Source organism: Sporolactobacillus inulinus (genome assembly GCF_006539285.1).
GTDB lineage: Bacteria > Bacillota > Bacilli > Bacillales > Sporolactobacillaceae > Sporolactobacillus > Sporolactobacillus inulinus.
In genome coordinates, this window is the sequence record NZ_BJMS01000040.1 from 1 (window position 1) to 14561 (window position 14561).

At 47.3% G+C, this 14561-nt stretch carries 14 protein-coding genes; 7 read left to right on the forward strand and 7 right to left on the reverse strand.

Annotation, left to right across the window (positions count from 1 at the left end; genetic code table 11):
- Positions 1–343 precede the first annotated feature (343 nt).
- Both proC and SIN01_RS07385 read right to left on the reverse strand, forming a co-directional pair.
- A complete protein-coding gene (gene proC, locus SIN01_RS07380; RefSeq protein WP_052766825.1) occupies positions 344–1165 on the reverse strand; it encodes a pyrroline-5-carboxylate reductase in 822 nt (273 codons plus the stop codon).
- Positions 1166–1249: 84 nt separating this feature from the next.
- Positions 1250–2557 carry an O-antigen ligase family protein gene (locus SIN01_RS07385; RefSeq protein ID WP_010026736.1) on the reverse strand — a complete coding sequence of 436 codons (1308 nt, stop codon included), beginning with the start codon at positions 2555–2557 and terminating at the stop codon, positions 1250–1252.
- A gap of 189 nt (positions 2558–2746) precedes the next feature.
- Here SIN01_RS07385 and SIN01_RS07390 point away from each other — a divergent pair, with 189 nt between their 5' ends.
- The 4 genes from SIN01_RS07390 to SIN01_RS07405 all read left to right on the forward strand — a co-directional run bounded on the left by SIN01_RS07390 (position 2747) and on the right by SIN01_RS07405 (position 6901).
- Positions 2747–3739 (forward strand): Gfo/Idh/MocA family protein, encoded by a 993-nt coding sequence (locus tag SIN01_RS07390; protein ID WP_010026737.1) that lies wholly within the window; start codon positions 2747–2749, stop codon positions 3737–3739.
- A gap of 108 nt (positions 3740–3847) precedes the next feature.
- Positions 3848–4720 (forward strand): DUF4097 family beta strand repeat-containing protein, encoded by an 873-nt coding sequence (locus tag SIN01_RS07395; RefSeq protein ID WP_010026738.1) that lies wholly within the window; start codon positions 3848–3850, stop codon positions 4718–4720.
- A gap of 238 nt (positions 4721–4958) precedes the next feature.
- Positions 4959–6521 (forward strand): FAD-dependent oxidoreductase, encoded by a 1563-nt coding sequence (locus SIN01_RS07400; RefSeq protein WP_047034945.1) that lies wholly within the window; start codon positions 4959–4961, stop codon positions 6519–6521.
- A gap of 5 nt (positions 6522–6526) precedes the next feature.
- Complete coding sequence (locus SIN01_RS07405) at positions 6527–6901, forward strand: DnaJ family domain-containing protein (protein WP_010026814.1); 375 nt, start codon at positions 6527–6529, stop codon at positions 6899–6901.
- Positions 6902–6904: 3 nt separating this feature from the next.
- Here SIN01_RS07405 and SIN01_RS07410 read toward each other — a convergent pair whose 3' ends face one another.
- Positions 6905–7543, reverse strand: coding sequence for a cupin domain-containing protein (locus tag SIN01_RS07410; protein ID WP_010026816.1), 639 nt, complete (start codon positions 7541–7543; stop codon positions 6905–6907).
- A gap of 211 nt (positions 7544–7754) precedes the next feature.
- Positions 7755–8525, reverse strand: coding sequence for a MerR family transcriptional regulator (locus SIN01_RS07415; protein ID WP_047034943.1), 771 nt, complete (start codon positions 8523–8525; stop codon positions 7755–7757).
- 230 nt (positions 8526–8755) lie between these two features.
- Here SIN01_RS07415 and SIN01_RS07420 point away from each other — a divergent pair, with 230 nt between their 5' ends.
- From SIN01_RS07420 to SIN01_RS07430, 3 genes are all read left to right on the forward strand, one after another.
- Positions 8756–9673, forward strand: coding sequence for a permease (locus tag SIN01_RS07420; protein ID WP_010025593.1), 918 nt, complete (start codon positions 8756–8758; stop codon positions 9671–9673).
- Complete coding sequence (locus tag SIN01_RS07425; protein ID WP_010025595.1) at positions 9670–10518, forward strand: TIGR03943 family putative permease subunit; 849 nt, start codon at positions 9670–9672, stop codon at positions 10516–10518. The genes SIN01_RS07420 and SIN01_RS07425 overlap by 4 nt, the downstream gene beginning before the upstream one ends.
- A gap of 128 nt (positions 10519–10646) precedes the next feature.
- The gene (locus tag SIN01_RS07430; protein WP_010025596.1) at positions 10647–11156 is read left to right on the forward strand and encodes a type 1 glutamine amidotransferase domain-containing protein; all 510 of its coding nucleotides are present in this window, start codon (positions 10647–10649) and stop codon (positions 11154–11156) included.
- An 84-nt stretch (positions 11157–11240) separates the two neighbouring features.
- On the opposite strand, the gene SIN01_RS07435 is transcribed toward SIN01_RS07430, so the two are convergent.
- The 3 genes from SIN01_RS07435 to SIN01_RS07445 all read right to left on the reverse strand — a co-directional run bounded on the left by SIN01_RS07435 (position 11241) and on the right by SIN01_RS07445 (position 14548).
- Complete coding sequence (locus SIN01_RS07435) at positions 11241–12062, reverse strand: arginase family protein (RefSeq protein ID WP_010025599.1); 822 nt, start codon at positions 12060–12062, stop codon at positions 11241–11243.
- Positions 12063–12302: 240 nt separating this feature from the next.
- Complete coding sequence (locus SIN01_RS07440) at positions 12303–13160, reverse strand: S66 family peptidase (protein ID WP_010027581.1); 858 nt, start codon at positions 13158–13160, stop codon at positions 12303–12305.
- Between the two features lie 14 nt (positions 13161–13174).
- On the reverse strand, positions 13175–14548 hold the full coding sequence (locus SIN01_RS07445; protein ID WP_029548358.1) for an RsmB/NOP family class I SAM-dependent RNA methyltransferase: 1374 nt from the start codon (positions 14546–14548) through the stop codon (positions 13175–13177).
- Positions 14549–14561: the final 13 nt, after the last annotated feature.

Sequence of the window (14561 nt, forward strand, 5' to 3'; positions counted from 1 at the left end):
TTTCCTAATCATCTCGGATCAGAGTGAAACGATTGTCCCCATCATTATAACGGAATAAGAGAAGGCAATAAAGAACTGCAAAACAGATGGTCAAGACTCTACGCAAAAAAAATTGCGATAGAATGCCAAGAGGCACTTTATCGCAAAACGAGTAAATGATGGTTTCCTAAATCAAGATCGAACATCTTAACTTAAGGTTAACTGCAACAGAAGGTGTGTTAAAGCTTGCAAGATCATCATAGCATCGTTTTGCCATTGATCAATCATTTTTGTTATATAATCTGACACACTATTTTATCCCTGCTGTTCGTTTCGCTTCGCCGTGTTTGTAAATCTCACATCATCATTTGGAAAACGGTGCGCTCATTTCTTTTGCGCGGACGATTGCTTGATGAATACAAGCATTGACCGCTTCGCGAACGGAATGATTGTCCAGCGTATCAATGCCGGCTTGCGTCGTCCCCCCCGGTGTTGCAACGGCATTCAAAAGATCAGATGCAGATTTCTCAGACTGCTTCAGAAGGTTTGCTGCGCCGAGCAAGGTTTGTTGTACGAGAAGAGCCGAGGATGCTTCGGACAATCCTTCACGAACGCCGGCTTCTTGCATTGACTGGGCAAGGTAATACAGATAAGCCGGACCGCTTCCTGCAACCCCTGCGATGACGTCAATCTCGTTTTCCGCGACAACCGAGACGGTTCCGACGGTTTCAAACAACTGCTTTGCAAGGTTCAGCTGCGCCTCCGATACGCATGCGCCCGCAGCGATTCCAGTCGCTGAAAGGCCAATCGAAGCGGACGTATTCGGCATGGCGCGCACGATCGGCAGGTCAACGCCGGCTGCCGATTGAATGAATGCAGTCGGGACGCCGACCATCAATGTAATGATGAGCTGATCACGCCTCAGAAACGGCTTCATTTCCGCGACCGCTGCGCTTGTATCGGCAGGTCGGAATGCGAAGATGATGAGGTCAGCCTTTTTAAGGGCAACTGCTTTATCCTGAGTCGTATGCACATGATACGTTTTTTCAAGATCGGCTAACCGTTCTTTATTGGTATGGTTGTTCATCCATACCTGATCTGCTGCGATAAACTTTTTATCTAAAAATCCTTTAAGCAATGACTCCGCAAGTTCGCCGGAACCAATGAATGCGACTTTTTCAACCAACAGAAGCTCATCCTCTCAATCAACGTTTTCACTATAGAAATCGATTTTTCACAAAGATTACCGCTATCATAACATTTATGGAGGTTACCTGCTAGAGACGTCTTTTGCTGGCTGCAGCGTCGCCGGTTCCTGGACAGGACGTTCTCGAAACAGTGTCCGCCGCTGATGCAGTGCTTCGCTTAACGTGCGGCTGAAGCGCGTCATTTGATTCATTTGTGCTGCAAATCGGGTCCAGTATGAAAGAAGAATCAGCACCATAATCATGACTTGCGGCGACGACAGCGTAAAATCTAAAATTCCGTACAGAATGATCGTCGGCAGAGCAAACAGGAATAGTGTTGCCGAGTAGTTTAATTTCGTGTTCCTACTGATTTTTTGCACTTTAAAGAGCTGATAGCCGCCGATCAGTAGAATCGCGATAAAGAACAGCGCGCAAAAAATACCTGATGAAGAAAGGATCGAAAGAAATAGATCATGGGCATGCGGAATCATTGATCCGTTGTTTGCTGAATAAACCCTGAGAAAGCCAAAGTTCGTGGCGCCGAAAAACGGATTCTGCTGGAAAATATGCCAGCTGTTTCCCCAAATTTCAAGACGCTTGGCCATCGACGTTTCCGTACCGCTTGATCGCGGCATCCAATCGTAAAGCACTTTCGCACATACGACAGTAAACAAAGCTGCAGGCACGAAGAGACGCTTGCTCAGCTTAAAAATAAACAGCAGATGCAGCAGAATCATGATCACAAAACCGGCACGCGAGCCCGTCTCATAGATCGCAAAATCAAGCAGAGGCATGAGCATAAGTGACAAAAAGATGGTTGCTTTCTTTTTCAATTGAATGGCGCGGAGCAGCTCCACCGACAAGCAGGCAACCGCCAGGATGAGCAGGTAGCATGCATAGTTCGGATTGAAGGTCGAGCCATAGAGTCTCGGAACCCCCTTGTAGCCAAAAAGAAAATGACCGGTCATAAATGAAACGGCGGTGCCGATCAATGAATCATCGGGAATCAAGGTGAGTAGTTTTTCTGAAAAGAAAATATAGACGCCGCCCCAAATCGTGATCCATGCAAATTGTCTCAAACGGAGCTGTTCCGGACGACGCAGCCAGATTAAGTAAATCCCAAAATAGCCAATCAGCATCGCCGTTGAAAGCAAGTCAAAAAAACGTCCGCTGATTAAAATAGACCCAAGAGAAGCCACGACTGTCATGGCCAGGAAGATGCTGATCAAATCAGTGGGCAGTGCTTTTTTTGCTGCAAACTGATCATACAACATTTTAACCGCACAACAGACAAACCATGCCATTCCAATTGGCGGGAGTATATAGAGAAAAATCAACCCAAGAATCATTGGGTGTTGTTTGACTTTGACTTTATCAAGTCCGTAGATCATAAATTCGTCCTCCGAACGGTGTTTTCGTTTCTTTCTTCTGCCTCATTACTTATACTGTAAAACAACCACGAAAAGGTTATTTGTGGGGAAATTTATATATTTTAAGATTTTGTAATGAAAGGGCTGTCATGAACGGTAAATGATCGTTATAATAGACGTTAACGAATGAAAAAAGGGCGGAGGATACCGATGAGACTAGCAACGATAGGAACGAGTAAAATTACACAGCAATTTGTGGAAGCAATAAAGAAAACGGGGCGCTTTGACTATGTTGGCGCTTATTCTCGGTCAGGGGAAAAAGCAAAACAATTTGCCAATCGGTTTGGTGCCCATTTGGCCTTCTCATCACTGGAGCAATTAGCGGGTAGCAATGCGGTCGATGTGGTGTACTGCGCTTCGCCAAACAGCGTTCATTTTGAACAAGTCGTCACGCTACTTAAAGGCGGCAAGCATGTCCTTTGTGAAAAACCGATCTTCGTAAACCTGAAGGAATTTGATGAAGCGGTGCGCATTGCGGATGCGCAGGATGTCTATTTAATTGAAGCCATACGTAACATCCAGACGCCGGTATTTAAGAAACTGAAGCAGGAACTGCCGCGCGCCGGCCAAATTCGTTCAGCTGTTCTGCAGCTCATTCAGTACTCTTCGCGCTATGATCGATTTAAGCAAGGTGAGATCACGAATATTTTTTCTCCGCAGTTTGCTGGAGGCGCGCTCGAAGATCTTGGCATCTATCCGCTCTATGTCGCTGTCGCTTTATTTGGCGAACCACAGGATGCTGTTTACAATCCGGTAAGGCTTGCAAACGGTATCGACGGCAGCGGTACGCTCGTGCTCCGCTATCCGGATTTCGTCTGCACCGTGCTCTGTTCCAAGATCGCCCATTCAGACGCGCCGTCGGAAATTCATGGCGAAGAGGGAACGTTCCGATTCAACAATCCATCGACCATCGAGCGGCTTGAATGGATCGATGCCCATGAGAAACAGGTAACGCCAGTAGCCAAGCATTTTGTAGCTGATGATAAGATTTTTGAGATCAGTCGTTTCGCTGATTTGATCGAACAAAGAGATCGTGAGGCGTATTTAAATTTGCGTGCACTCAGCCGAAGCGTCTTAAGAACAATGGAGACAGCGCGAAAGCAATGCGGATTGCTGTTCCCGAGCGACCATGCATCAAGGTAATCTAGACCCCAGCCCGCAGACGATTCAGACTTAAGACGGATCACCTTGTTTGTCTTGCCTGTTACAATAGGGTTAGCGAAGAAAACGATGAATCAAGAAGGCGGGTTAATGATGCGTCGTATTATTGAGAAAACATGTGCGATCGATGACGTTCAGCGTGTGTTGATCACCACAGCATCTACGGATGTTGAACTCATTCAAACAGAAGAGTCTGACCTTAAAGCTCAAATCTGGACAAATGCTGCGACCGATGAACAGGTCCCGGTGGAGTTAACGATGAGCAAAAAAGGTGACGCGCTCGAAATCCGTATTGAGCAAATGCGTCAAAATTGGCTGAGGATGGGGGTGCTCACATCATTCGGATCATGGGGCGCACGTGTCGTCATTCAATTGCCGACACGAATCTATGATCAGATCAGGATCGATGGAAAGTCGAGCGACTTCAGTGTGCGCCAGCTGCTGGCGAATCGAACACAGCTTGCAGCTGATTCCGGAGATATTGAAATGGAGACGTGTTCGGTGAATCAGGAACTTAGCGTCGCCACCTCAAGTGGTGACATTCAGGTACAAGATACGCTTGTTAAAGGGCATTTTCATGCTCATGCAACAAGCGGCGATATGCGTCTGGAACAAGTAACCGCAGAAGAAATCAGACTGCGCACGCATTCCGGTGACATTAGGGTGTCTGAATTCCGCGGCGGTCTTGATGCTATGGTTAACTCCGGGGATCTCGATATAGACAGCGATCTGCTCTCTGGGGATCTGAATCTTGAGTCGAGGAGCGGTGATGTACAGATCGCGTTTCGAACAGAACCGGAATCACTCAGCCTAGATTATCACAGCTCGTCCGGCGATGGGGATGTACGAATCGACGGATTGACTTATGATAAGAAAAGCGAACACCGAATCATTGGTCAAAAGGGTGATGGAACGCCGAGTATCCGCGTACGCACCCGTTCCGGTGATTTTAGCTTACGCTAACTCTATAGAAACGAAAATAATCCGGGCACTGCTGCCGGATTATTTTTTTGTGTGCGCCCATCATGCGCGGGCAGCTCGGCGGTGAAAAGAGCGGCATGAGATTTTGTCTGATTTTGAAGCTTATTTCCGGAGTGGGTTTAAAGAACCTTTAATGGTGTATAGTTCTCTAATCTAAGGAGAAACTTTTCATTGATGGACGTGTACGGATAATGCTTCAAGTAAAGGATGGATGATCCAAATGACAGAAAAGCAGAACAGATTCTCAGAAGAAACTTTATCAATCTGGCGTGATACGGTTCACTTGCCGGCATTCAGTCCGCTTAAGGGGGCGTGCGCAACCGATGTATTGGTTGTGGGCGCGGGCATTACAGGGATTACTACAGCCTATATGCTCGCAAAACGCGGCGTCCAGGTGACCTTAATTGATGCAAGCAAACTGGCCAGCGGAACGACCGGTTATACGACGGCCAAAATTTCAGCCCAGCACGGATTGATCTATGATCATCTCATTCGAAGCATGGGCGAAGAAAAAGCGGCTCTTTATTATCAGGCGAATAAAGAAGGGCTGCATTGGATCGGCAACCATATAAAAGAAAATGATCTGCACTGCGATTTTAACATGCAACCGTCGATTCTTTACGCGACGAGCGACAAGGAGGCACAGGACATTGAGAAAGAAAAAAAAGCGTATGATCAGCTCGGCATTTTAGGTACCCTGACCGATTCGGTTCCGCTCCCTTTTGCCGTGAAAAATGCACTAATCATGCCTGGTCAGGCACAGTTCCATCCCTTGATGTATCTGCACGAATTGATCGCTGAACTTGTAAAAATGAATGTACCGATTTATGAAGAGACCTTAGCAGAGACAATTGAAGAAAAAGAAACTGAGCGGCAGGTAAAGACGAAGAACGGCTCAATCAGCTGTCAGCATGTTTTGATTTGCTCTCATTTTCCTTTTTATGATTACCGCTTTTATTTTGCGCGCATGTTCCCGGAACGTTCTTATCTGCTTGCCTGCGAAACAGATGGCGCGCTGCCGGACGGCATGTATCTGAGCGCTGGAAATCCGAAACGCTCGATTCGCGGGCTGCATCTGAATCAAAAGGATTATCTCTTGATCGGCGGAGAGAATCATAAAACCGGACGCGGCGAGTCGATGGAGCGTCACTATGAGCGGCTGGCAGACTTTGCTGAGAAGCAATTTGGGCAGACAAAGATTGTTGCCCATTGGTCGGCGCAAGACTTCACTACGCTTGATCAAGTCCCTTATATCGGCCGAATGACAAAGAACAACCCACACATTCTTGTCGCGGCGGGTTTCCACAAATGGGGGATGACAACGAGTACAATTGCAGCCCAAATACTCACCGACATCGTTCTTGAACAAGCGAATCCCTATCTAGCGTTGTTCAGCCCATCTCGTTTTGAGGCGACATCGATGCTCGCCAGTTTTCTTGTTGAAAATTTACAGGTCGCCGGGCAGCTGATTAAAGGGAAGCTGAGCAGACCGGTCCCGCTTAGCGACGAGCTGCAAAACGACCAAGCGGTCATTGCTGAGCTGCATGGGGAACGGGTCGGCGCGTACCGAAACGAGAAGGGCGAGTTAACGGTTGTTGATACCACTTGCCCGCATTTAGGATGCGAAGTAAACTGGAATGAAGGCGAGAAATCCTGGGATTGTCCGTGCCATGGATCGCGCTTCAAAGCAAGCGGCGAAATCATCGACGGTCCTGCAAAAGACCCGCTGAAACTGTTCTTCTCAGAAGCAGGCCATGAAAAGAGGGCCGGAAATAAGGAGTGAAGCGCATGGGCATTATCGAATCGATGGCCGAAGAAAAAATACAAGAAGGCTTGAAGCAAGGGGCTTTCGATCATCTTCCCGGCAAAGGAAAGCCGCTGGTTCTTGACGATCTGTCGGCCGTACCTAAAGAACTGCGTGCCGGTTATACATTGCTGAAAAATGCGGGGATGCTGCCTGAAGAGCTGCAGATCAGAAAAGAAATGGTGACGCTTAGCGATCTGCTTAAATGCTGTGAGGACGAGAAGGAACGTGCGAGGCTCACGCAGGAACTTCGCTATAAGCGGCTTAAATTTAACCAGTTAATGGAGAAACGAACACTGCGGCACTCATCCGCATTTCGACGCTATCGCGATCGTATCTTCCATAAGTTTCGCTTTTAACCATCAACGCTTTTTCCAAATGGACAGCAGCGGTCCTTGATTTCCATAAACCGGGTCCTGTTTCGCTTTCCCAACCTTGCTGATGTTTTCTTTGTATTGGGGGCTTTCCTTCGTTTGCAGATCATAGTCGCGCCCATCCGGGTAGCCGCCGGCTATTGAAAAATCATTGCTTGCCGAAAGGCGCTTATGACCAGTACCTGCCGGAAGTACAACGACATCGCCGACGTTCACATTGAAATCTTTACCCTGTTCACCGCCGAGTCTAAGCGTTGCCTTCCCGGAAATTACGCCAAGGACTTCATGCGAGGTACTGTGGAAGTGGTGATACGAAAAGACGCCGTCCACCCAGTTGTTGCCCCAATTATTCTTTTTGAACGTGCTGACAATCTGATCCGTTCGACCCTTGAAAGCGCCGGGATAAATCAGTACTTGAAAATAGGGATTGTTAGGAATCGTTCCGTCATCTTTGAAGGTGAAGGTCTGAACCTTGACAAATTTTTGTGAACCCTTCGTATGCGATTCTGATGATTGATCCTGCTGCACAACCTTTGTATTCTGCGACTTGGATGCCGCTTGTCCGCCGCCGCAAGCGGCGAGAAGGAGAAGTGGAGTGATACTAGCTGCATGAAATATTTTTTGCACGTGAAGGACCCCCTTGAATTTAATTCATAAGTAAGTATAGAACTCAGAATATTAAGAGAAGAATCATCTGATTAGAAACCGGATGGTGTAGCATTGTAAAATAGGACAAAGTGTTGTATTTAATGCTTTGGAAGAGAATCCGTTCTCTAAAGGGCAAACACCTAAAGCAAAAAGAGGCTTGGCTCTCGTTAGAGTGTCCAAGCCTCTTTTTTTAGTTTTGTTGTGTGTAGATGTTCACTGCATCGCGCAGCATTTTTGCAGCTCCGTTTGCAAGATGGGTGTCGTAATAACTGGTGAAACGCGGATCATCCACATACATTTGTGCGAGCCCTGCATGCGCTTCTTTTGAATAGGTTCCTTCCGGCCAGAAAAAGAACAGCCATTGTCGATGAAGCGCCGCGGCCTTTTGCGCAGCCGCGCTGGCCGGGTCGTTAAGCTGCATCGCTTTGCTCAAGTTCTCGAACATTTCTTTTTCAATCGCTTGTGTTTTTTCATAGTCTGCCCGGCTTAAACCGGCAAATTGTTTGTTCGCTTTTTCAATCGTCTTTTCGCCATAGTTTTCACGAATTTCTCTTCCATATTTACGCTCGTTTTCTGCTAATTTTTCTTTCTTGAACGCGTCAAACTTTTCGTGATCGGTCATCTGTATCGCTCCTTTTTGTGCGGCAAGCGTCTGTTCAACCGTCCGGATCAGCTGCTCCAGATGCTGTTTCTTCGCAATCAGTTTCTGATGGTGATCAGTGAGGGCATCTCTGAAATTAAAGTTCGGCGATTTCAAGAGTGAACGAATCTCTTTCAGACTGAACGCGAGTTCGCGGTAAAAGAGAATCTGCTGCAGCAGATCGACTTGTTTCGGTCCGTACACCCGATAGCCGGATTGATTGATTCGCTCCGGCTTCAGCAGATCAATTTGATCATAATAGCGCAGCGTACGAGTACTAACACCGGCTAAATCGCTCAGTTGTTTAATCGTATAGTTCATCTAAGCATCCCTCCTGACATGGTTTATACTACCCCTTAACGTTACGTCAAGCTCAAGTGTTTTCTTGAATTTTTTTTTAGCAAATGATTTTTTCGTGATTCGCGCTGCCCCTGTGTTTTGTCAGATCAAATAGGTGGTGGTAGACTTTAAGAGGTCTTGAAGCATGTGTCGTGTTAGCCCCCACTTTATCGAATCGTTATTCTATCAATTAGGGTGATCGGAGTGATCGTGTGTTCACGGATTCATTTTTGCAGTTAAATACGATTTTCACCAGCATTATTATTGAAGCGGTTCCTTTCATTATTATTGGTGTTTTCATTTCGGCAATCATCCAAATGTTTGTTTCCGAAGCGCTGCTTGCACGGATTATTCCGAAAGACCGCTTTGGTTCCGTTGTGTTTGGGACGTGTATGGGCTCGCTGTTCCCGGCATGCGAATGCGGTATTGTACCAATTACCGAGCGGCTGGTGCGGAAAAAGGTGCCGCTGCAGGCAGCAATTGCCTTTATGTTGGCCGGCCCGATTATCAATCCAGTCGTCCTGTTTGCAACCTATATTGCTTTTGGAAGCAGCTGGCAAATGGTCTTCTATCGCGCCGGACTTGCGTTTGCAGTATCGATTGCCGTTGGTCTGCTTGTCTCCTATTTGTTCCCGGAAGATCAGCTCCGCGACTATGTGGACAAGAAGGTTAGCCACTATCATCATCATGAAGGCAATCAGCCGGCGCGCCGCATTACCTTTTTCGATCGCTTTAAAGGAACGATGGATCATGCCGTTGATGAGTTCTTTTCGGTGGGCAAGTATCTTGTTTTCGGCGCGTTGATTGCTGCCGCGATGCAGACCTATATTAAGCAGAGTGTGCTGCTGTCGTTTGCCAATACGCCGGTGACTGCGATTCTGATTATGATGGTGCTGGCGTTCACCATGTCACTTTGTTCCGAGGCAGACGCATTTGTCGCTTCATCATTTCGCAGTATGTTTCCGCCGGGACCGCTGACCGCATTTCTGGTCTTTGGTGCAATGGTGGACATTAAGAATCTGATCATGATGCTTTCCACGTTTAAAAAGAAGTTCGTCGCCGCACTGATTGGCTGCATCTTTGTCTGCGTTTTTGTCGGCGCCTTGCTGATTTCAGGAGGATGGTTATGATTCGTTTTCTGATACTCTTTGGTTTTGCCTATCTATTCCTTCACTTGCATTTGACTGGCGACATCAGCAAATACATCAATATGCGCTATGGGTATCTGTCTTTTTTAATGATTTTCATTATCGGATTCATGGCGGTTTATCAACTGGTGAAGTGGAACAAGGAAGGCAGCAAGCAGCATCATACCTCGGAAAAAGCGCTTTTCGGTCATGACCACAGTCATGAAAACAACACCTGGTGGAAGAAAACGATCACCTATGTGCTTGTTATTTTCCCCATTTTAACGGGTTTGTTTCTGCCGGTTGCAACCTTGGACTCGAACATTGTCCGTGCAAAAGGTTTTCACTTTGCTGAAATTGACAATGACAAGGATCAATATGCCAATCATCAGATTCTGAAACCGGACACGAGTCAATATTATGAGAGCAGCACGTATAAAAAGATGCTGCGGCAGGATATGGAGAAGTACAGTCAGCTGAATCAGCTGGATCTGAATGATGATAATTATTTGCGTGCGCTTGAGGCGATCTACAATTATCCGGGTAATTTTAACAATAAGCATATTTCGATAATGGGATTTGTCTATCATGGCGATGCGTTGCAAAAGAATCAGCTGTTTCTGTTCCGCTTTGGCATTATCCACTGTATTGCCGATGCCGGCGTGTTCGGATTGATGGTTCAATTTCCGCATGATGTGACGTATAAGGACGATACGTGGATTCGCGCGCAGGGAACATTGTCCGAAACGTATTATTCGCCGTTTAAACAAACGATTCCGGTGTTGAAGCTGGATACATGGCATCAGGTGGAGAAGCCGAAGTCGCCGTACGCGTACCGCAAGTACTAAGCAAGCAGATTTGTTGCAGCTGCTTTCCGATCGTTTCTATAATAAGAGGTGAAGAAGGCTTTTCCATCTGTATAAATGACCTGTGCTGTGGAAAAGTTAGTTGAAGGAAAAGGTAAGGAGGATTTTACATGACAAAAAAAATTGCTGCAGTACTTGCTGATGATTTCGAAGATGTTGAATTTACCGGACCGGCAAAGGCGTACAAAGAAGCGGGACACACGGTGACTGTAATTGGAAAAACAAAAGGGGCAACAATAAACGGAAAACACGGCGCAAAGGTGACGGCCGATGCGTCAATTGATGACGTAAAGCCAAGCGACTTTGATGCGCTATTGATTGCCGGCGGCTATTCACCGGACAACCTCCGCGATGATGACCGCTTTGTGGCCTTCACCAAGGCATTTATGGATGACGATAAAGCTGTTTTTGCGATTTGCCATGGTCCGCAGCTGCTGATTACAGCTGACGCTGTGAAGGACCGCAACATTACCGGATACAAATCGATTGCCGTTGATTTGAAAAATGCCGGCGCTAACTATAAAGATGAAGAAGTTGTTGTCTGCCATAATCTTGTGACAAGCCGTACGCCTGACGATATCCCGGCATTTAACCGGGAAAGCCTGAACGTATTAGCCTAACTGCTTTGTGGCGATGAAGAACCCGCGTGTGTTCCGCCCTTACGGAACAGACGCGGGTTTGTTTGTATCTGGAGAATCAAAAGCCTACATCACATGTTTCGACGAATCCGTGACAGGATACGCCGACCCCGGCTTTGGCGACTGCTGATGACGGATAAACGTTTGTGCAATTGCCCAATTGCTGCATTCGTTCCGATGAATCCATGCACGCGTTTGTTGATTATAGCTCTGATGCGGGCGTACCGGCCACTCGCCGCATACATCAAGCCCTTCGACTTGTTTGCATTCAATCAGCTGATCGAGCAAATGTACCAATGTTTTGATCGGCAGCGTCCCTTGGCTCCAATTGGTTTTCGCATCGCGTTCGGATAATAGATCTTTATCAACACTGATATAAATCGCCTCAGTCGGAATCAGTGCAGCGAGCCGTTGCGCAGACGGCAAACTCCGTTCCGGAAAAATGGTGACGAGATGGCGTTCGGGAAGAGCGGCGCCCTGTGAGCGTACCGGCTCGGGACCGATGATCATCACTTTCTTCAAATGGGTGAGTTCAGACAATGCGTGCCGTACCCATGAACCGCATGAAAGCAGCGATCCGATGCTTCCTTCCTGCAGGTCGGTATGATGATCGAATAAAACAAGCGTGAAGGGATGCTGAATGCTTCTAAGTTGTGCCAATGCGGCATAATGATAATTTCCGCTGCCCCAGAAGGTCAGCCCGCAATCGGGAATCTTGTTCATTTGCTTGCAGATTGAAGCAAAAGCCTCAGGCGAGCAGTATAAACTCGTACCGCGCAGCTGTGAAAAATCAATCCAACGATGCGGCAGCCGGGCAAGCAGCTTCGGCTGTTGTGTATAAGTTCCGTCAAAATTGCAGAACGTAATTTGTTGATGCAACAAAGTCATGAACATGCACTCCTCGATTGAATCAAACAGGGTATTATAGATAAACCGTTTACATATATAGTTTAATGCAATCTTTGAAAAAAGGAAACATTCCGCGCAATGCACCGCTTCAATCACGAGGAAATTAGTTTACGAAGGAAGGGCGGGGACACTTCGCTTTGATGTAGGGGGCGTTCACTATTATAAGCGCTTACATAAAATATAAAAAAGAAGCCGCCATTTTATCACAGCGGTCTCTTTTTATAGTGTAAGCGGCAAACCGATTGGCAAGCAGCAAGCATCTTCGCCATGACCAAGTTGCTCGGTTTTTGCCACCGGTAAATGGTAGCGATCGGTAATTTCAAGCACGAGCGTCTCAATCAACGGAGTATACTGCTTAACTTGCATTTCTGAGAACGTGCCAAGCAGAACGCCACTGCATTGCTTAAATACCGACAGCTGATCCAGCTGCGCCAGTAAAGAAGCCATTCGAGCCGGACCACCGCCTAAGGCTTCCAAAAACAGAATCTTATCGGTTGGATCTGGAAAATAGCGCGTACCCGCCAGCTTTAAAAAGCAGCGGATATTGCCGCCGATCACGATGCCGTTCATTGAATGGCCGCGCAGCCAATGCAGCTGAAGATCTGAAAAGGAACGGTCGGTCATAAAAGATTGTTGGAACACGTCTTTTTGCTGGTCAGCAAAAGCTCCAGACAAATTTTTAATCCGGTAATGGTACGCGGGTTGACCGGTACATGCGTAGACGGCATTATTGATGACCGACAAATCGCTGATGCCGACGAAGGGAATCGCTGCGCGACGAATCATCTCAAAATCAAGATCGGGCAGGATTTGATTGGCACTGTCACCGCCGGAGACGTCGAAAATGGCTTTGATTTTATCCGATTGGTAAAAGCGCATCAATTCTGAAGCACGTGCTTTCGCTGAACCGCTAAAAGGTGATCCATTTTGTCGAAAAATCGTTTTCGCTTCGATGGGCGTTAAACCGAGGTGGATCAGCTGCTGTCTTATCGTTTGCAGATGAATGGCATCCTCTTGGCGAAGTCCATCCGAACAGGAAATCAGTCCGACGGCGTCTCCTTTTTTCAATACCGGCATATGTGTCTCCTCCTTTATTTAAGGCCTCTGCGTCGTAATCCTTTGGGATAACTGTTTTTTAATTGGCCACCGGCAGCTTTGCCCCAGCCAAGCGGATAGCCATCGATCGTGACAACGGTCCATCCTTTTCGTGCATGCGTAAGCGGTAAGGTCTCTCCGCGCAAATAGCTGTCCCAGCGTTGATCAGAAGCCGACAGCGCATACTGATTTTGAAACAGATCCGAAAGCAGTGCCAAGGCCAGGGCATGGTTCGGTTCGAAACGATTCTTTTTTTGCTCACCAAGATGCAGCCCTGCCCGAACCACTTTTAACTTGCCTAAGTCGGGACAGGCGTTTGGAAGAAGGAAAAGCTGGCGGCCGAGCCAATGGAAGCTACCCGCTAACTTCTCGCACAAGGTTTGTTCTTCGAATGCGCGATAATCGCTCAATGTATTTTCTTTAGCTGAAGCTGCATTTTTTTGCTTTCGAGATGATGCGGAACCGTGCTTGCGCAGCTTTGCCACAAAATGGCCTTCCCCGCGCAGCAAATGCGGCCAGAGTCGAGCCGTTTTTGTTAATGATTGCTCATCATCCGCCCATTGCGGGCGTCCGTCCGACACGTTCGCATACTTTTCAATCGGCAAAAGCTCAAGATCAGGATGTTTTTTCAATAAAGCGGCGATCATTCGTTCATCTTCTTCAGGCGCAAAGGTGCAGGTGGAATACACGAGCGTTCCTTCAGTACGAAGCATCACGTATGCATCCTCTAAAATGTGTTCCTGCAGCGCAGCGCATTCTGCGACATGCGCAGGACTCCAATAGGTTGCGGCTTCCGGATCTTTGCGAAACATTCCCTCGCCGGAGCATGGCGCGTCAACGAGAACTTTGTCAAAATAGCCCGGGAAATAATCCGCTAATCGTTCAGGCATTTCGTTCGTGACGACTGCGTTGGTAATTCCCATTCGTTCAATGTTTTCTGAGAGCGCTTTGGCCCTTTTCGGGTAAGGCTCATTGGCGATCAACAAGCCGCTGTTCTTCATCCGGGCGGCTAATTGTGTTGATTTTCCCCCTGGTGCGGCACAAAGGTCGAGAACGCGTTCGCCAGGCTGCGGTGCTAACGTATCGGCAACAAACATTGCGCTTGGCTCTTGAATGTAATAGAGCCCCGCCTGATGATACGGATGCTTACCCGGCGCATCCTCTTCTTGATAGTAAAAGCCATTGGAACAGAACGGGATGGGCTGCAGATGAAAACCACTCAGCGCGCGAAGCTGCTCCGGTTCAATTTTTAATGGATTGACCCTCAGACCAAGGGCTCGATCTTGTTCATATGTAGCAAAAAATGTGCGGGCTTCATCTTCGCCCATAAGCGCAGTCATTTTTTTCATAAAAGATTCAGGCAAAGCAATCAAGAATAAACCT

Bases quoted from the DNA above. Each gene is read 5' to 3' on its own strand.
- SIN01_RS07385 (WP_010026736.1), bottom strand. From the start codon at position 2,557: ATGATCTACGGACTTGATAAAGTCAAAGTCAAACAACACCCAATGATT.
- SIN01_RS07390 (WP_010026737.1), top strand. From the start codon at position 2,747: ATGAGACTAGCAACGATAGGAACGAGTAAAATTACACAGCAATTTGTG.
- SIN01_RS07440 (WP_010027581.1), bottom strand. From the start codon at position 13,160: ATGCCGGTATTGAAAAAAGGAGACGCCGTCGGACTGATTTCCTGTTCG.
- SIN01_RS07415 (WP_047034943.1), bottom strand. From the start codon at position 8,525: ATGAACTATACGATTAAACAACTGAGCGATTTAGCCGGTGTTAGTACT.
- SIN01_RS07425 (WP_010025595.1), top strand. From the start codon at position 9,670: ATGATTCGTTTTCTGATACTCTTTGGTTTTGCCTATCTATTCCTTCAC.
- SIN01_RS07400 (WP_047034945.1), top strand. From the start codon at position 4,959: ATGACAGAAAAGCAGAACAGATTCTCAGAAGAAACTTTATCAATCTGG.
- SIN01_RS07405 (WP_010026814.1), top strand. From the start codon at position 6,527: ATGGGCATTATCGAATCGATGGCCGAAGAAAAAATACAAGAAGGCTTG.
- SIN01_RS07435 (WP_010025599.1), bottom strand. From the start codon at position 12,062: ATGACTTTGTTGCATCAACAAATTACGTTCTGCAATTTTGACGGAACT.
- SIN01_RS07395 (WP_010026738.1), top strand. From the start codon at position 3,848: ATGATGCGTCGTATTATTGAGAAAACATGTGCGATCGATGACGTTCAG.
- SIN01_RS07430 (WP_010025596.1), top strand. From the start codon at position 10,647: ATGACAAAAAAAATTGCTGCAGTACTTGCTGATGATTTCGAAGATGTT.